We start from the raw sequence: 17269 nt of genomic DNA on the forward strand, positions 1-17269 counted from the left end.
TTAAAGGATTCGACGACCCATGGGTGAGATCGCCAGAGAGATTCTGCCAGTCAACATCGAGGACGAGCTTAAGCAGTCCTACCTCGATTACGCCATGAGCGTCATCATCGGGCGCGCGCTGCCCGATGTTCGCGATGGCCTCAAGCCCGTTCACCGACGGGTGCTTTTTGCCATGCATGAGCTTGGCAACGACTGGAACAAGCCATACAAGAAATCCGCTCGTGTCGTGGGCGACGTGATCGGTAAATATCACCCCCATGGTGATAGCGCGGTTTATGACACCATCGTACGCATGGCGCAGAGCTTTTCGATGCGTTATGTGCTGGTGGATGGCCAGGGCAACTTCGGATCGATCGACGGCGACAGTGCTGCCGCGATGCGCTATACCGAGGTGCGCATGGCGCGCCTGTCGCATGAACTGCTTTCGGATTTGGAAAAGGAAACCGTCGACTGGGTCGACAACTACGACGGTACCGAGCGCATCCCAGACGTGCTGCCGACCCGGGTGCCGAACCTGCTGGTCAACGGCGCGTCCGGCATTGCGGTCGGCATGGCAACCAATATTCCGCCGCACAACATGGGCGAGGTCATCAATGCCTGCCTCGCGCTCATCAATGATCACGAGCTTACCGTCGATGATCTGATGGAGTATGTTCCCGGCCCGGATTTCCCCACCGGCGGCATCATCAACGGCCGAGCCGGCATCATGGATGCCTACCGTACCGGGCGTGGGCGTATCTATGTGCGCGCCTGTCACACGGTCGAGCATCATGAAAAGACCGGCCGCGACCACATTGTCATCACCGAGCTTCCGTATCAGGTCAACAAGGCACGACTGATCGAAAAGATCGCCGAGCTGGTCAAGGAAAAACGCATCGAAGGCATTGCCGAACTCCGCGATGAGTCGGATAAAGAAGGCCTTCGTGTGGTGATTGAAACCAAGCGGGGCGAAAACGGCGACGTCATCGTCAATAACCTGTTCGCTCAGACGCAGCTTGAAACCGTGTTCGGCATCAACGTGGTCGCGCTCGATAACGGCCAGCCCAAGACGCTGAACCTGAAGCAGCTGCTTGAAGCCTTCATTCGCCACCGCCGTGAAGTCGTTACCCGACGAACGCTCTATGAGCTCAGAAAGGCCAAGGAGCGCGGGCACCTGCTCGAAGGTCTGACGGTTGCCATTTCGAACATCGATGAGGTGATCGAGCTGATCAAGGCGTCCCCGTCGGCGTCTGAGGCAAAGGAAAAACTGATCAATGCCGTATGGCAGCCCGGTCAGGTGCTCGACATGCTCGACCGTGCTGGCGCCTCGGCTTGCGAGCCGGACGACATGGAACCGGGTCGCGGCCTTTCGGAAAACCGCACGGAATACCGTCTGACGCCGGCCCAGGCTCAGGCGATTCTGGAACTGCGTCTGCACCGCCTGACCGGGCTTGAAACCGAAAAGCTTCTGGACGAGTACAAGTCCATTCTGGACAAGATCGCTGAATTAACGCGCATTCTGGCCTCCGCCGATCGGCTGATGGAAGTGATCCGCGAAGAGCTTGAGGCGGTTCGCGATCAGTACAGCGACGCTCGACTGACCGAGATCCAGACCAGTCGCAAGGACCTGACCATCGAAGACCTCATCAACGAAGAGGACATGGTGGTCACGATTTCACGCTCGGGCTATGCCAAGACGCAGCCGCTGTCGGATTATCAGGCCCAGAAACGCGGCGGGCGCGGCAAGTCGGCAACGAGCATGAAGGATGAAGACGTCATCGAGCATCTGCTGGTGGCTTCGACCCACGACACCGTGCTGCTCTTTTCCGACAAGGGCAAGGTCTACTGGCTCAAGGTCTATGAGATGCCGCAGGCCTCCCGTGGCTCGCGCGGAAAGCCGTTGGTCAATCTGCTGCCACTTGATGACGGTGAGTGGATTACCGCGATCTTGCCGGTCAAGGAATACCGCGCCGACAGCTACATCTTCTTTGCAACCGCCAACGGCACCGTTAAGCGAACCGGTCTCGACCAGTTCTCGCGCCCCCGAAGTGCAGGTCTGATCGCGCTGGATCTCGATGAGGGTGACCGCCTGGTTGGGGCCGCGATTACCTCCGGTACCGATCACGCCATTTTGTGCTCGTCCAACGGCAAGGCCATCCGGTTCGATGAAACGGACGTACGCTCGATGGGGCGAACGGCGCGCGGTGTTCGAGGCATGCGCCTAACGGGCGATGCCAAGGTCATCAGCCTGATTATTCCAAAATCGACCACCATCGATGACTCGGCCGACGACGACTCGGTCGACGCCGATGAGCCGCTGTCGGGCGATCAGCAGAGTCAGGCCTACATCCTGACGGCGTCCGAGAACGGCTATGGCAAGCGTACCCGGCTCGAGGAATTCCCGCTTCGTGGCCGAGGTGGGCAGGGCGTTATCGCGATGCAGACCTCTGAGCGTAACGGCCCGCTGGTTGCCGCAATTCAGGTGGCCGCGCTTGATGAGATGATGATGATTACCGACCGGGGCACTCTGGTGCGTACCCGTGTCGAGGAAGTTTCGATCAGCTCGCGCAATACCCAGGGGGTGACGCTGATTCGGACCTCGAAAGGGGAGCAGCTCGTGGCGACGGTGCGTCTCGACGATCTGATTCCGGACGAAACGGAGCTGGAAGCGTCGGAAGAAGACGCGTCCGAGCTCGAGTCGGACGATTCCGAGGCATGAACAGGGGGCGGGTGGTGCGTGCACTGCCCGCTTTTTCAGGCAGGCCTTGCCTGCAGGGTGAATCAGCGAGCGGGGGACCCGTTCGTTCAGTTGGAAGGACGCTTGTCAGATGACGAGACACTTTAATTTCTGCTCGGGCCCGGCAACGCTTCCGCAGGCCGTGCTCGAGCGCGCTCAGGCCGAGTTGCTCGACTATCAGGGCAAGGGCCTTTCGGTCATGGAAATGAGTCATCGAAGCGCGGATTATATGGCGATTGCCGACCGGGCAGAAGCTGACTTCCGCGACTTGATGGGAGTGCCGGACAATTACAGCGTGCTGTTTGTCCAGGGGGGCGCCGCGACGCAGTTTGCGGCCACCGCGCTTAATCTGACCGGCAAGGGCGGTCGGGCCAACGTCATCGATACCGGCATCTGGTCCCAGAAGGCCTATAAGGAAGCTCAGCATCTGGTGGGGGCCGAGGTTATTGCCTCAAGTGATGCCAATAACTACACCGAAGCCCCGGTTCAGGGCAGCCTTTCGCTTACCGACGACGCGGCGTATCTGCATTACACCGATAACGAAACCATCGGCGGTCTGCAGTTCGATCACGTGCCGGAGGTGGATGTGCCGGTAGTCTGCGACATGTCGTCGTCCATTCTGTCGACGCCGGTCGATGTGTCGAAATTCGGCGTGATCTACGCAGGCGCTCAGAAAAACATCGGCCCGGCCGGCATTACGCTGGTGATCGTTCGAAACGACCTGCTCGACCGTGCGCAGTCGAGCATTCCATCGATGCTCTCCTATCAGCTCATGGCCGCCAATGGCTCGATGTACAACACTCCGGCGACCTATTCCTGGTACCTCTCTGGGCTTGTCTTTCAATGGCTGAAAGAGCAGGGCGGGGTCGAGGCGATGGCCGAGATCAACCGCCGCAAGGCGGCCAAGCTCTATCAGGCGATCGACAACAGCGGGCTTTACAATAACCCCATTGTCGAGCGCAGCCGTTCGATCATGAACGTACCGTTCACGCTTGCCGATGACGCGCTCAATTCGACGTTCTTGTCCGAAAGCGAGGCGGCGGGGCTTCTTGCGCTGAAAGGGCATCGAAGCGTTGGCGGCATGCGCGCCAGCATCTATAACGCAATGCCGGAATCAGGCGTGGACGCGCTCATCGAGTTCATGACCGATTTCGAGCGCCGACACGGTTAGGAGCGAGCATGACCGATTCTTCTTCAAGCACGAGCGATTCCCTGGAATCGCTTCGTCAGCGTATCGATCAACTGGACAGCGACATTCTCGCATTGATCAGCGAGCGCGCTCGCTGCGCGCAGCAGGTTGCAAGCGTCAAGCTGACCGAAGACCCGAGTGCAGTGTTCTACCGGCCCGAGCGCGAAGCGCGCGTGCTTAGACGTGTCATGGAGCTCAACGACGGCCCCTTGAGTAACGAGGAAATGGCGCGTCTTTTTCGCGAGATCATGTCCTCGTGTCTGGCGCTTGAGCAGCCCGTTCGTGTGGCCTATCTGGGGCCCGAGGGCACCTTTACCGAGCAGGCCGCGCTCAAGCATTTCGGGGGCAGTGCCGTGCCGGTGCCGACCAATGCGATCGACGAGGTCTTTCGAGAGGTCGAGGCGGGCGCGACGCATTACGGCGTGGTGCCGGTCGAGAATTCAAGCGAAGGCATTGTCAGCCACACGCTCGATTCGTTCATGGCCTCACCGTCACTCAAGATCAACGGGGAAGTGGTGCTTCGTATTCACCACCATCTGTTGGTGTCCGAGCGCACGCGCCGTGACCAGATTTCACGCATCTACTCGCACAGTCAGTCGCTAGCGCAGTGCCGCAAGTGGCTCGATGCCCACTACCCCCATGCCGAACGGGTCGCGGTATCTTCCAACGCCGAGGCGGCGCGCCTGGTCAAGAGTGAGTGGCACAGCGCCGCGATCGCGGGCGATATGGCGGCGAAGCGCTATGAGCTTGAGCGGGTGGCCGAAAAGATCGAGGACCAGCCCGACAACTCGACCCGATTCCTGATCATCGGCACCCACGATGTGCCGCCAAGCGGCGACGACAAGACATCCATTGTGGCGGCCATGCGTAACCAGCCGGGCGCACTGCATGATCTGCTCGAGCCGTTTCACCGCCATGGCATCGACATGACGCGCCTGGAGAGTCGGCCGTCGCATAACGGTGCCTGGAGCTATGTCTTCTTTATCGATTTCAAAGGGCATGGTGATGATGAACGGGTCAAGGCAGCGCTTGCCGAGGCCTCTGAGCGTACGGCGGATTTGAAGGTGCTGGGGTCCTATCCGGTGGGTGTTCTGTGACATCGGCCGCGCCTGCATCCACACCGCGAGTGCTTGAACATACCGATTCGATTCTGATTATCGGGCTTGGCATGATCGGTGCCTCCATTGCTGCGGGACTGAAAGCACAGGGGTTCAAGGGCCGGATTCTTGCAAGCGATGCCTGCCATGATGAACTCGAGGTCGGACGGTCGATGGGAATCATCGATGCGTTCGGGTCGATCGAGGCCATGGGGCGAGAGGCCGATCTGATCGTTGTATGTGTTCCCGTGCTTGCCGTTGAGCAGGTGCTTCGTGCACTTACACCGGTGTGGCATGATGCGCTGGTTCTGACTGACGTTGGCAGCACCAAGGCCGCGGTGCGCGAAAGCGTATGCCGGGTGTTCGGGCATGTACCGGATAATGTAGTGCTTGGGCACCCGATTGCGGGGTCTGAGAAAAGCGGCGTCAAAGCGGCAAACCCGACGCTTTATGCCAATCACAATGTGATTTTGACGCCTGAGGCGACCAATCGGAGCGAGGCCTTCGAGCTGGTGGCATCGCTCTGGCAGCGCCTCGGCGCGCAGGTGTTGAGCATGAGCGTCGAACACCACGATGATGTTTTGGCGCGCACCAGTCATCTTCCGCACTTTCTGGCGTTTTCACTGGTCGATACGCTGGCGCGTCAGGATGAGCGGCTCGAAATATTTCAATACGCCGCAGGCGGGTTTCGTGATTTTACCCGCATTGCCGGCAGTGACCCGGTCATGTGGCGCGATGTGTTCATGGCCAACAAGACGGCCGTGCTGGATGCGCTTGATGAGTTCGAACAGGGCGTGGCGCGTTTGAGGTGCGCTGTTGAGTCAAGCGATGGCGACGCTATGCTTTCGATCTTTTCGCGCGCGAGCCACGCTCGGCATTACTTTGAAACACTCTTGAATCAGTCGAGTTATCAGTCGATGGAACAACGCAGCATTACCTATCGTGCCCAGGCCGGCGGGGCCGTCGAAGGGCGCATTCGCGTGCCGGGCGACAAGTCTATGTCTCATCGTGCCATCATGCTTGGCGCGCTGGCCGACGGCGTGACTCAGGTGGATGGTTTCCTTGAAGGTGAGGACAGTCTTGCGACCCTCCAGGCCTTTCGTGAGATGGGCGTTGCGATCGAGGGTCCGGATCAGGGGCGTGTGGTCATTCATGGCGTGGGCCTTCATGGGCTCAAGAAACCGGATGGCCCCCTGTATGTCGGTAACTCCGGTACGGCGATGCGTCTTTTCGCAGGGCTTCTGGCCGGGCAGGAATTTGATACCGAGCTGACAGGGGACGCCTCGCTGACCAAGCGTCCGATGGGGCGCGTGGTTGACCCGCTGCGCTTGATGGGGGCGCACATCGAGTCCGCCGAGGGTGGGCGACCGCCGCTGACAATTCGAGGCGGTCAAGCGCTCAAGGGCATTGATTACGAACTTCCGATGGCGAGCGCGCAGGTGAAGTCCTGCGTTCTACTGGCGGGGCTGTACGCCGATGGTGAGACGCGCGTGACCGAGCCGGCACCGACCCGTGATCATACCGAGCGCATGCTCAATGGGTTTGGTTTTGCGGTCGACAAGCAGGGCCCGGTCGCGACCTTGCACGGCGGCGGTACGCTGCGCGGTGGCCCAATCGATGTGCCGGCGGATATTTCCTCGGCAGCGTTTTTCCTGGTGGCTGCGTCGATCACGCCCAACGCTGATCTGGTGTTGGAACATGTCGGAATCAATCCGACCCGCGTCGGGGTCATCAATATCCTGAAGGCCATGGGCGCGGACATTACACTCGAAAATCAGCACGAGGTCGGTGGCGAGCCGGTCGCGGACCTGCATGTCCGTCATGCACGGCTCAAGGGAATCGATATACCCGAGGATCAGGTGCCGCTGGCCATCGATGAGTTTCCGGTGCTGTTCATTGCGGCCGCCAATGCCGAGGGGATGACACGCCTTCGCGGGGCGGAAGAGCTTCGTGTGAAGGAGTCCGATCGTATTCAGGCGATGGCCGACGGCATGGCCGTACTCGGGATCGAACACACGGTGGTCGACGATGGCATCGATATCGTGGGGGGTAAGTACGGGGGTGGCGTCGTCGATAGCCTGGGTGATCACCGAATCGCGATGGCCTTTGCCGTGGCGGCGCTGAACGCCAGTGAAACGATCTCCATTCGCGACTGCGCCAATGTGGCCACGTCCTTCCCCAATTTTCTCGAGCTTGCCGAACGACTCGGCATGCGCATCAGTGCCGAGGAGAGCGATGAGTGATTCAGCGATGGCGCCGGTAATTGCAATCGATGGGCCGGGCGGTGCGGGCAAGGGTACGATCAGCCGTCGTATCGCAGAGACGCTTGGGTGGCATCTTCTTGATTCGGGAGCGATCTATCGCTTGGCTGCGCTCGACTGCGAGCGTCGCCAGCTGCCGATCGACGATGAGGCGCTGGTCGCTCATGCGGCGTCCGAGCTTGAAATCGATTTCATTCCAGTCGATGGCGGAACCAGAATACTTTTGGGCGGCGATGACGTAAGTCAGGCGATTCGCAATGAAGCCATTGGTGCGATTGCCTCACGGATTGCGGCCTATCCAGTGGTGCGCAGCGCGCTTTTGGAACGCCAGCGTGACTTTGCCAAGGCGCCGGGTTTGGTGGCCGATGGCCGTGATATGGGAACGGTTGTCTTTCCGGATGCCTCGCTCAAGATCTTTCTTACGGCAAGCGCCGATGAGCGAGCGCGCAGACGCCACCGTCAGTTGCAGGAGGCGGGCATACATGCTAGCCTGCCCGATCTTCTGGAAGAGATAAAAGCGCGCGATGATCGGGACATGAATCGATCGTCCTCGCCTCTGGTTGCAGCCGAAGACGCTGTTACGCTCGATACCACCGAGCTTTCCATCGAAGACGTCATCACACGAATCACTGCATTGATCTCCAAACGACATATCGTGTAGTCATTCATTAAAAGGCCCCGGCCAGGTGTCATGGGGTGCGCAGATAGAACTCTGGAAATCTGCGTACGTCGAACCAGCGTTAACGCCCCCGGGGAAAGTCGATTGGCCCGTGCTTGCTGGTGGCGCGGAGAGATAGCGGTAAACACCGCTTCACGTTGAGATATAGGAACATCATGAGCGAAAGTTTTGCTGAACTGTTTGAACAGTCACTTCAGGACATCAATATGGAGCCGGGCGCAATCGTCATGGCCTCCGTTGTGGATGTTGACGGCGACTGGATCACTGTTAACGCCGGACTGAAGTCTGAAGGCCAAATTCCGGCCGCCCAGTTCAAAAACGAAAATGGTGAACTGACGATCGGCATCGGCGACGAAGTTAAGGTCGCTCTGGAAGCCGTCGAAGATGGCTTTGGCGAAACTCGCCTGTCGCGCGAAAAAGCGAAGCGCGCGGAAGCCTGGAAAGAACTGGAAGCTGCGTTTGAAGACGATGAAGTCGTCAAGGGCATCATCAACGGGAAGGTCAAAGGTGGTTTTACCGTCGATGTCAATTCCATTCGTGCGTTCCTGCCCGGTTCACTGGTAGACGTTCGTCCGGTTCGCGATACCGCGCACCTCGAGAACAAAGAGCTGGACTTCAAGGTCATCAAGCTCGATCCGAAACGCAACAACGTTGTCGTTTCCCGTCGTGCTGTTCTTGAAGCTGAAAACAGTGCCGAGCGCGAAGCGCTGCTGGCAACGCTTCAGGAAGGTCAGCAGATCAACGGTATCGTCAAGAACCTCACCGACTACGGCGCGTTCGTTGACCTCGGTGGCGTTGACGGCCTGCTGCACATCACCGATATGGCTTGGAAGCGCATCAAGCATCCGAGCGAAATCGTAGCTGTTGGCGATGAAATCAACGTCAAGGTTCTGAAGTTCGATCGTGAGCGCAACCGCGTTTCTCTTGGTCTCAAGCAGCTGGGCGAAGATCCCTGGGTCAACATCAAGGGTCGTTATCCGGAAAACACCAAGGTTACAGCACGCGTAACCAACCTGACCGACTACGGCTGCTTCGCCGAGCTCGAAGAGGGTGTCGAAGGTCTGGTTCACGTCTCCGAAATGGACTGGACCAACAAGAACATTCATCCGTCCAAGGTTGTTCAGGTCGGTGACGACATCGGCGTCATGGTTCTTGATATCGACGAAGAGCGTCGTCGTATCTCGCTCGGCATCAAGCAGTGCACTCCGAACCCGTGGGAAGAGTTCAACTCTCACTTCAACAAGGGTGACCGCGTCACTGGTACCATCAAGTCCATTACCGATTTCGGTATCTTCATCGGTCTTGATGGCGGCATCGACGGTCTGGTGCACCTGTCTGACATCTCCTGGTCCGAGACCGGTGAAGAAGCAGTGCGCAACTACAAGAAAGGCGACGAAGCTGAAGCCGTCATCCTTTCTATCGACCCCGAGCGTGAGCGCATCTCTCTGGGTATCAAGCAGCTCGAGAGCGACCCGGTTTCTGAATACCTCGCCGTAAACGACAAGGGCGCACTGGTTACCGGTCGTGTTGTCGAGGTAGATGCCAAGGAAGCCTATGTTGAGCTGGCAACAGACGTTATCGCTGTGCTCAAGGCCTCCGAGATCAGTGCTGACCGTGTGGAAGATGCACGCAACGTTCTAAACGAAGGCGACAGCGTCGAAGCCCGCATTGCCAACGTTGACCGAAAGAACCGTGTCATCAACCTGTCCATCAAAGCGAAGGAACAGGCCGACACACGCAAGACCATGCGCACCATGCGCGATCAGGAGCCGGAAGGCACGACCTCCGGCCCGACTACCATCGGTGATCTGATCAAGCAGCAAATGGAACAGGATTCCTGAGTCCATAGCCGCTAACGAAAAAGCCGCCCATTTGGGCGGCTTTTTTTATGTCGCCAACCCATGTGAAGCATGAGCGGCGAACGTCTTGCGATGCCGTGACTTAACCTAGAGGTCGTCCATTCCCTGTTCCTGAAGCGTCATGTTCCATCCGCCCAGATCCTTGTACCGATTGACCATGGCGCAAAAGAGGTCGGCCGTGCGCTCGGTGTCGTAACGGGCTGAATGTGCTTCCTGATTGTCGAACGGAATGCCTGCGGCGCGGCAGGCGCGTGCCAGAACGGTCTGACCGTAAACAAATCCAGCAAGTGTTGCCGTGTCAAAACTTGAAAACGGGTGGAACGGGTTTCGTTTGATGCCCTGACGTTCATTGGCTGCGTTCAGAAAGCCGTGGTCGAAGGCAGCGTTGTGTCCGACCAGGATGGCACGTGTGCAACCATGTGACTTGACGGCCTTGCGGACGGGTTTGAGCAGGCTTTCAAGCGCTGTCTTTTCATCGACGGAGATGTCCTTGCGAAACGGGCTATCGAGCTGGATGCCGGTGAAATCGAGCGCGGCCTGTTCGATATTTGCACCATCGAAGGGTGTGACATGAAAGGCATGCGTGCTGTCCGGCAACAGGTTGCCATGATCGTCCATGGTCAGAAGTGTTGCCGCAATTTCGAGAATGGCATCGGTTTTCGCATTGAATCCGCCAGTCTCCAGATCGACCACCACGGGCAGAAAGCCGCGAAAACGTCGCGCCATCGCGCCCATTGGGTTGGCGTCGGTCATAGGGTGTCCTTAAGTGGGTGACCGGGAAGTATGTCGCGCCAAGTGTAACAGGTAAGTGGATAAGCGTCTCACGCGTGGCGATTGCGGTATTCGAAGTCCGGGTCGCTCGTTATAATTGCAGAGAACATCAAGGCTTGGGTGGGTCAGGTGCTGTTGCCCCACCTCGTCATCATCAACAAGGAGAGCAGCATGTCCGATGTCAAGAAGGTCGTACTCGCCTATTCCGGCGGGTTGGATACTTCGGTAATTGTTCAGTGGTTGAAAGATACCTATGACTGCGAAGTAGTCACCTTTACGGCCGATCTGGGGCAGGGGGAGGAAGTTGAGCCTGCGCGTGCGAAAGCGGAAGCCTTGGGTGTCAATGAAATCTACATCGAGGACCTGCGTGAAACGTTTGTGCGCGATTATGTCTTCCCGATGTTTCGTGCCAATACGGTCTACGAGGGTGAATACCTTTTAGGTACCTCGATTGCGCGGCCGCTGATTGCGCGTCGTCTTATCGAAATTGCCAATGAAACCGGGGCCGATGCCATCGCCCATGGGGCAACGGGCAAGGGAAATGACCAGGTCCGGTTCGAACTGGGCGCCTACGCACTGAAGCCTGGCGTGAAGGTCATCGCGCCGTGGCGCGAGTGGGATCTGAATTCCCGCGAGAAGCTGATGGCGTATTGCGAAGAGCGCAATATCCCGGTCGATTTTTCGACCAACAAGAAAAAATCGCCGTATTCCATGGACGCCAACCTGCTTCACATTTCCTATGAGGGTGGCAACCTCGAGGATCCGTGGGAAGAAGCCGAAGAGGACATGTGGCGTTGGAGCGTAAGCCCGGAAGCTGCACCGGATCAGCCCACCTATATCGAGCTGACCTATGAGCGTGGCGACATCACCGCCATTGATGGCCAGCCGATGAAGGCGCATGAGGTGCTCTCGCATCTGAATAAGGTCGGCGGTGAGAACGGCATCGGTCGACTCGATATTGTCGAGAACCGTTACGTCGGCATGAAGTCGCGCGGGTGCTATGAAACACCGGGCGGCACCATCATGCTGCGTGCCCACCGGGCGATTGAGTCGATCACGCTCGACCGAGAAGCCGCGCATCTGAAAGACGAGTTGATGCCCAAGTACGCCAAGGTCATCTATAACGGCTACTGGTGGAGCCCTGAGCGTGAAATGCTTCAGGTTGCGATCGACAACACTCAGGACGTCGTCAATGGCGTTGTCCGGCTGAAGCTCTACAAGGGCAACGTGACTGTGGTTGGCCGCAAGTCCGACGACTCACTCTTCGATGCCTCTATCGCCACATTCGAAGATGACGCAGGTGCCTACGATCAGAAGGATGCAGAGGGCTTCATCAAGCTCAACGCGCTTCGACTTCGAATTGCAGCCACGAAGGGACGCGGCGAATAAGCGTTTTTCGACGAAAAAAGCCTCCCGAGGGAGGCTTTTTTATGAGGTGATGCGCCGGTCTTGTTAGTGAAGCCCGGCGTTGTCACCGCCTCGAATGATGCCCACACCGATGCCTTCGATGGAGAACTCATGCGTGGTCGGATCGATTTCGATCGGCGCAAAGGCATCGTTTTCCGCCCGCAGATGAATCATGCCGTTGGTGCGCTGAAGCCGTTTGACCGTGACTTCATCATCGATTCGGGCGACCACGATTTGACCATCGCGCACATCGCTAGTGCGATGCACCGCCAGCAGGTCGCCGTCCAGAATGCCGACATTTTTCATCGAGAGCCCGCGCACGCGTAACAGGTAATCGGCGGTTGGTGTAAAGTAGTCAGCTGGCAGAGGGCAGTATCGGTCGATGTGGGCCTCGGCAAGAATGGGCGAGCCCGCTGCGACCTCACCGACAACAGGAAGGCCTTCCGGAGCAGGTTCGTCGAGTTGCGGAAGCCGAATTCCACGAGAGGTGCCGGGGATCATGTCGATGGCGCCTTTTTTCTTGAGCGCTTTAAGGTGCTCCTCGGCGGCGTTTGCCGAACGAAACCCTAATGCCGCAGCGATTTCAGCGCGGGTGGGCGGGTAGCCATGATCTTGGAGCGTTCGACGGATAAAGTCGTAGACTTCTTGCTGTCGTGCTGTCAGTGGGCGTGTCATGACGACTCCGTGGTGATAGGGTGTACAGCCTGTGATTTTATCCAGTTAATTGCCCGCTGCCAAGCCAGTCAAGGGATAAGAGAGACAAAGCATCTATGGTCGAAGTCACTACTGCCGAGCGTATTCTCGACGCCGCGGAGGCACTTTTTGTGGAGCACGGATTTGCCGAGACGTCCATGCGTGCGATTACCCAGCGTGCCGGCGTCAATCTGGCGGCAGTCAACTACCATTTTGGCTCCAAGAGCGCCTTGATCCAGTCGGTGTTCAGTCGCCATTTCGATCCGTTTGCCGAACTTTTTCAAACAACGCTTGCTCAGTGGGCCGAGCGCACCCCGACGCTTGAAGAGCTTGTCGATGCACTGATGCACTGTGCCTTGAATACGCCGTCAAGCCACGGTGATCTGCGTGTATTCATGAAGCTGATTGGACTTGCCTACACTCAGCAACAGGGCGATCTGCGAACGTATGTTCAAACGCATTACGCAGTATTGTTCGAGCAGTTCATGTCGTTGATGGCCAAGGCGACGCCCGAGCTCGATGGGCAGGAACGCTTCTGGCGTCTGCACTTTCTGCTGGGGTCGGTGGTATTTACGCTGTCGAGTCTGGATACGCTTCGTGGCATGACCGCCCCCAATGCGTCGCAGGCCTCTATCCGGGCATTGGCGCAAACGATTCGTCCCATGGCGATTGCCGCGCTTCGTGCTTGAGTCATTATCAAGAAGAGACTGTTTTTATGACACACCCTGTCGCACCGATCATGCTGGACCTTGAAGGCCCCAGGCTTACCGATGATGAGCGTCGGTTGCTTGAGTCCAAAGCCGTCGCAGGCGTTATTCTTTTTTCCCGAAATATCGAACATGCCAGCCAGGTCAAGGCGCTTTGTCAGGATATCCGCTCGGTCAACGGGGCGCTTTTGATCGCGATCGATCAGGAAGGTGGGCGCGTCCAGCGTCTAATCAGCGGCGTGACGCGTCTGCCGCCGATGGGTGCCTTCGGTCAAATGGCCAAGGCGCAAGGGGCCGCAGTCGCCGCCGGCGCTGCGCGGGATGCCGGCTGGCTGCTCGGCATGGAAATGGCCGCAGTCGGCATCGACTTTTCCTTCGCGCCCGTGCTTGATCTGGATAGCGACCGTTGCCCGGCCATCGGTAATCGTGCGTTTTCAGATGAGGCTGATACGGTGGTCGCCTTGGCTGGCGCCTTTATCGAGGGCCTGGGGGAGGCCGGCATGGTTGCCTGCGGTAAACACTATCCGGGGCATGGCCACGTAAATACGGACTCCCACGAGACGCTGCCGGTCGATGAGCGGCCCTTCAAGGAGATCGAGGCCAACGATCTGGTGCCGTTCAAGCAGCTGGCGCCCAAGCTTGCCGCCATCATGCCGGCCCATGTGAGCTACCCAAGCTTCGATGCTCGGCCGGCCGGGTTTTCGCCGTCCTGGCTAGGGCTCTTGCGTGAGAGTCTCGGTTTCAAGGGCGTGATTGTCTCCGATGATCTCTCGATGAAAGGGGCCCACGGCGCCGGCACGCCGCTTGAGCGCGCGCATCAGGCGCTGGCCGCTGGCTGTGACTTGCCGCTGATCTGCAATGATCGTGCAGGCGCGCGTTCGATCGTCGAGGCGTTCGAGTCACAGTTGACCGAGCCCTCCAAGAAGCTGAGTCGGCTACGCTTCGCGCGTGCCCGGCCCGAGTTGGATGCGCTAGAGGCGTTGTGTCGTTGGCGCAAGACGCACGCCAGACTCGAAGCCATGGCGACGTCGGATACGCCCGTATCCTGAATTCCTAACTTCGGAGGTTGCCATGGATGGCTTCTTCGCTTTTTTCGACCAGCTCCGCGACGCCGTCGATGTGCTGGGTATTCCTGCCTGGCTCGAGATGCCGCTGATCGCACTTGGCGTGGCCATTGCGGTCGACCTGCTGTTCTATTTCGTGTTGAAACCGGTAGAGCGACGCCTTCAGAAGACGTCGAACCGATGGGATGATGTACTGGTCGCGTCGTTTCGAGCGCCGTTCAGGGTCTGGATCTGGATGATGGCCCTGGCCACCGTCGTTCTGTTCATCGGTGCGCACTTTGAGGCGCCCTGGGTAAGCCAGTACATGCCCACGGTCATCGAGCTGCTGTCGCTGATGCTCTTCGGGTGGCTTGGGTGGCGGTTCATTTCTCGCATTGAACCGCGAATGGTCAATCCGCCCGCCAACAGCAACGTCAAGCCCCTTGAAAAAACCACCATGGACGCTCTGACCAAGGTGTTCGGTGCCGTACTGGTTACTGTGGTCGGACTATGGGGGCTCAAGATTCTTGGCGTATCGCTTTCGGGTGTGCTCGCCTTCGGGGGATTTGGCGGTCTGATGGCCGGGTTCGCGGCCAGAGATCTTTTGGCGAATTTTTTCGGCGGGATGGTGGTGCACGTCGATCGGCCGTTCAAGGTCGGAGACTGGGTGCGCTCGCCCGATCGTGAAATCGAAGGTGTCGTTGAAGACATCGGCTGGCGCCTGACTCGTATTCGCACCTTTCCGGGGCCGCCCCTGTACGTGCCAAACGCGATTTTCAGTCGCATTGTGGTCGAAAACCCGAGTCGTATGATCAGTCGGCGTATCTGGGAAACGATTCGGGTTCGCTATGAAGATGTGCAGCACATTGATCCGATCGTTGACGCCATTCGTCAGATGCTTCAGGACATGGACGATATCGATCACGATGAATCGATCACGGTCTGTTTCAATGGGATCAGTGATTACTCGCTCGACATCATGGTGTACGCCTTCACTGAAGAGATCGACTGGCAGCGGTTCCACGACATCAAGCACCGTGTGCTTCTCGGTGTGCGCGATATTGTCTATGACCAGGGCGCGGAGCTTGCGCTGCCGTTGTCCAAGCTTCATATGGCGACGCCGGTCGCGGTCGAGCGTTCACAAGGGTATGATGCGCCCGATTCGTCCGACGACGAGCCGGATGACGAGCAGAACGACCCAGACGACGCGCAGGCCGGAACCGCCGACGAGGATGATGCCGAGACGTCCAGACGCCAGGGGTCATCTGAGTCGAATTCCGGTCGTACCAGCTCGGCCAACCGCTCGAAGGCCAATCGGTCGGGCGCGACCCGGTCAGGCCAGACCCGGTCGAACACGCGTCGGTCAACGCGCGGGCCCCGTCAAGGGCCAAGCGATGACGACGCCTCCTCAAATTCAACCCAAGATGCCGAAGATGCCTGATTCCCCTTTGTCTACCGATCATCAACGTCATTACCACGACATGCGCGCCATGATGGACGAGGCCGACTGCCTGATTTCACAATCGGAGCTCGAGGCGGCGCTCGATGCCATGGCCGCGGCGCTCGAAGAACAGCTCGGCGACAAACTGCCGGTATTTTACTGTGTCATGAATGGCGGGCTGATCACGACCGGGCACCTGTTGACCCGTCTCGGATTTCCCCTGGAAGTCGACTACCTGCACGCCACTCGCTATCGTGGCGACACCCGTGGCGGGGAGCTTTTCTGGCGCGTTTCGCCGGAGATTCCAATGGCTGGGCGTCATGTCGTGATCGTCGATGACATTCTTGATGAAGGCACCACGCTTGCCGCCATTCTCGACTATTGCCGTACTGCCGGCGCGGAGAGCGTCTCGAGCGCGGTGCTCGTGGACAAGCGCCATGACCGCAAGGCCGTTCCTGGCCTTCGGGCCGATTTCTGCGGCCTCGATGTGGAGGACCGTTACGTGTTCGGCTTCGGCATGGATTACAAAGGCTATTGGCGCAATGCGCCGGGCATTTTTGCGCCCAAGGGGCTGTAACCCCGCTCGATACCATCAAGGAGAAGCGACATGCTTGCGATCGTGGGTGGAACCGGCATGACTGAAATGCCGGGGCTTGAAGTGGTCAAGAATTTCGCGAGCGAAACCCCGCTCGGAGCCGCTTCGGCAGGCGTGGTTCAAGGGCGGATCAATGAGCAGGATGTGCTGTTCATCGCCCGTCATGGTCATCCGCACAAGGTGCCGCCGCACAAGATCAACTACCGGGCCAACCTCTGGGCGTTGAAGCAGGCCGGTGCGACCCGTGTTGTTGGCGTCAACGCCGTTGGGGGCATCGATCCCGCCCTGGCGCCGGGCGATCTGGTCCTGCCGGATCAATTGATCGATTACACCCACGGGCGCGAAGCCACGTTTTTCGATGGCCGCTTCAAGCCGTTGAAACACATCGATTTCTCGTGGCCCTACAATGGAGCACTTCGGGCCGCGCTAAGTCAGGCGGGGCGTCATTGTGGCCAGGCGGTTATCGAGGAAGGCGTTTACGGCGTCACTCAGGGGCCCCGGCTTGAGACTGCGGCTGAAATTGCGCGCATGGCAAGTGATGGTTGCACGCTGGTCGGAATGACAGGCATGCCGGAGGCGGCGTTGGCACGGGAGCTCGAGCTTCCGTATGCATCGCTGTCGCTGGTGGTCAACCCGGCAGCCGGGGTGTGTGAGGATGAAATCACGATGGAAGAAATCGCCGAGGCACTCGAGGGCGGTATGGAGCGTGCGCGCCGGCTTCTGGAGACCCTCATCAGCACCCGCTGCTGATGAATCTCAAGCAACGCGTTTAAAAAACGGCCCGGTTTCAACCGGGCCGTTTTGCGTTGAA

The 17269-nt window shown here is 58.6% G+C and carries 14 protein-coding genes; 12 read left to right on the forward strand and 2 right to left on the reverse strand.

Going from position 1 to position 17269, the window contains the following annotated elements:
* Nucleotides 1–19 precede the first annotated feature (19 nt).
* The 6 genes from gyrA to rpsA all read left to right on the forward strand — a co-directional run bounded on the left by gyrA (nt 20) and on the right by rpsA (nt 9783).
* Nucleotides 20–2698, forward strand: a complete 2679-nt coding sequence (gyrA, locus tag NAT49_RS00910) for a DNA gyrase subunit A (RefSeq protein WP_251589627.1) — start codon at nt 20–22, stop codon at nt 2696–2698.
* A 109-nt stretch (nt 2699–2807) separates the two neighbouring features.
* Complete coding sequence (gene serC, locus NAT49_RS00915; protein ID WP_251589628.1) at nt 2808–3887, forward strand: 3-phosphoserine/phosphohydroxythreonine transaminase; 1080 nt, start codon at nt 2808–2810, stop codon at nt 3885–3887.
* 8 nt (nt 3888–3895) lie between these two features.
* Nucleotides 3896–5002: a prephenate dehydratase gene (pheA, locus tag NAT49_RS00920; protein ID WP_251589629.1), complete on the forward strand. Its 1107-nt coding sequence runs from the start codon at nt 3896–3898 to the stop codon at nt 5000–5002.
* A complete protein-coding gene (locus NAT49_RS00925) occupies nt 4999–7245 on the forward strand; it encodes a bifunctional prephenate dehydrogenase/3-phosphoshikimate 1-carboxyvinyltransferase (protein ID WP_309619135.1) in 2247 nt (748 codons plus the stop codon). Before pheA ends, NAT49_RS00925 begins: the two co-directional genes overlap by 4 nt.
* On the forward strand, nt 7238–7924 hold the full coding sequence (gene cmk, locus NAT49_RS00930; protein ID WP_251589630.1) for a (d)CMP kinase: 687 nt from the start codon (nt 7238–7240) through the stop codon (nt 7922–7924). Before NAT49_RS00925 ends, cmk begins: the two co-directional genes overlap by 8 nt.
* Before the next feature lie 173 nt (nt 7925–8097).
* Nucleotides 8098–9783 carry a 30S ribosomal protein S1 gene (gene rpsA / locus NAT49_RS00935; protein WP_251589632.1) on the forward strand — a complete coding sequence of 562 codons (1686 nt, stop codon included), beginning with the start codon at nt 8098–8100 and terminating at the stop codon, nt 9781–9783.
* Nucleotides 9784–9888: 105 nt separating this feature from the next.
* Here the strand turns inward: rpsA and rnt are convergent, their stop codons facing one another.
* A complete protein-coding gene (gene rnt, locus NAT49_RS00940; RefSeq protein WP_251589633.1) occupies nt 9889–10554 on the reverse strand; it encodes a ribonuclease T in 666 nt (221 codons plus the stop codon).
* 189 nt (nt 10555–10743) lie between these two features.
* Between rnt and NAT49_RS00945 the strand changes: the two genes are divergently transcribed.
* Complete coding sequence (locus NAT49_RS00945; RefSeq protein ID WP_251589634.1) at nt 10744–11961, forward strand: argininosuccinate synthase; 1218 nt, start codon at nt 10744–10746, stop codon at nt 11959–11961.
* A 63-nt stretch (nt 11962–12024) separates the two neighbouring features.
* Here the strand turns inward: NAT49_RS00945 and lexA are convergent, their stop codons facing one another.
* Nucleotides 12025–12654 (reverse strand): transcriptional repressor LexA, encoded by a 630-nt coding sequence (gene lexA / locus NAT49_RS00950; protein ID WP_251589635.1) that lies wholly within the window; start codon nt 12652–12654, stop codon nt 12025–12027.
* A gap of 95 nt (nt 12655–12749) precedes the next feature.
* On the opposite strand from lexA, the gene NAT49_RS00955 reads away from it, so the two are divergent.
* The 5 genes from NAT49_RS00955 to NAT49_RS00975 are packed head-to-tail and all read left to right on the forward strand — an operon-like array spanning nt 12750 to nt 17208.
* Nucleotides 12750–13361, forward strand: a complete 612-nt coding sequence (locus NAT49_RS00955) for a TetR/AcrR family transcriptional regulator (protein ID WP_251589636.1) — start codon at nt 12750–12752, stop codon at nt 13359–13361.
* Between the two features lie 26 nt (nt 13362–13387).
* Nucleotides 13388–14428, forward strand: a complete 1041-nt coding sequence (nagZ, locus tag NAT49_RS00960; protein ID WP_251589637.1) for a beta-N-acetylhexosaminidase — start codon at nt 13388–13390, stop codon at nt 14426–14428.
* Nucleotides 14429–14450: 22 nt separating this feature from the next.
* Nucleotides 14451–15863: a mechanosensitive ion channel domain-containing protein gene (locus NAT49_RS00965; protein ID WP_251589638.1), complete on the forward strand. Its 1413-nt coding sequence runs from the start codon at nt 14451–14453 to the stop codon at nt 15861–15863.
* Complete coding sequence (locus NAT49_RS00970; protein ID WP_251589639.1) at nt 15856–16440, forward strand: hypoxanthine-guanine phosphoribosyltransferase; 585 nt, start codon at nt 15856–15858, stop codon at nt 16438–16440. The genes NAT49_RS00965 and NAT49_RS00970 overlap by 8 nt, the downstream gene beginning before the upstream one ends.
* 30 nt (nt 16441–16470) lie before the next feature.
* Nucleotides 16471–17208, forward strand: coding sequence for an S-methyl-5'-thioinosine phosphorylase (locus NAT49_RS00975; RefSeq protein ID WP_251589641.1), 738 nt, complete (start codon nt 16471–16473; stop codon nt 17206–17208).
* Nucleotides 17209–17269: the final 61 nt, after the last annotated feature.

The organism is Larsenimonas suaedae, assembly GCF_023712105.1.
GTDB lineage: Bacteria > Pseudomonadota > Gammaproteobacteria > Pseudomonadales > Halomonadaceae > Larsenimonas > Larsenimonas suaedae.

Excerpts from the sequence above, each read along its gene's own strand:
- gyrA (WP_251589627.1), top strand. The coding sequence starts at position 20 with ATGGGTGAGATCGCCAGAGAGATTCTGCCAGTCAACATCGAGGACGAG.
- serC (WP_251589628.1), top strand. The coding sequence starts at position 2,808 with ATGACGAGACACTTTAATTTCTGCTCGGGCCCGGCAACGCTTCCGCAG.
- pheA (WP_251589629.1), top strand. The coding sequence starts at position 3,896 with ATGACCGATTCTTCTTCAAGCACGAGCGATTCCCTGGAATCGCTTCGT.
- cmk (WP_251589630.1), top strand. The coding sequence starts at position 7,238 with ATGAGTGATTCAGCGATGGCGCCGGTAATTGCAATCGATGGGCCGGGC.
- rpsA (WP_251589632.1), top strand. The coding sequence starts at position 8,098 with ATGAGCGAAAGTTTTGCTGAACTGTTTGAACAGTCACTTCAGGACATC.
- rnt (WP_251589633.1), bottom strand. The coding sequence starts at position 10,554 with ATGACCGACGCCAACCCAATGGGCGCGATGGCGCGACGTTTTCGCGGC.
- NAT49_RS00945 (WP_251589634.1), top strand. The coding sequence starts at position 10,744 with ATGTCCGATGTCAAGAAGGTCGTACTCGCCTATTCCGGCGGGTTGGAT.
- lexA (WP_251589635.1), bottom strand. The coding sequence starts at position 12,654 with ATGACACGCCCACTGACAGCACGACAGCAAGAAGTCTACGACTTTATC.
- NAT49_RS00955 (WP_251589636.1), top strand. The coding sequence starts at position 12,750 with ATGGTCGAAGTCACTACTGCCGAGCGTATTCTCGACGCCGCGGAGGCA.
- nagZ (WP_251589637.1), top strand. The coding sequence starts at position 13,388 with ATGACACACCCTGTCGCACCGATCATGCTGGACCTTGAAGGCCCCAGG.
- NAT49_RS00965 (WP_251589638.1), top strand. The coding sequence starts at position 14,451 with ATGGATGGCTTCTTCGCTTTTTTCGACCAGCTCCGCGACGCCGTCGAT.
- NAT49_RS00970 (WP_251589639.1), top strand. The coding sequence starts at position 15,856 with ATGCCTGATTCCCCTTTGTCTACCGATCATCAACGTCATTACCACGAC.
- NAT49_RS00975 (WP_251589641.1), top strand. The coding sequence starts at position 16,471 with ATGCTTGCGATCGTGGGTGGAACCGGCATGACTGAAATGCCGGGGCTT.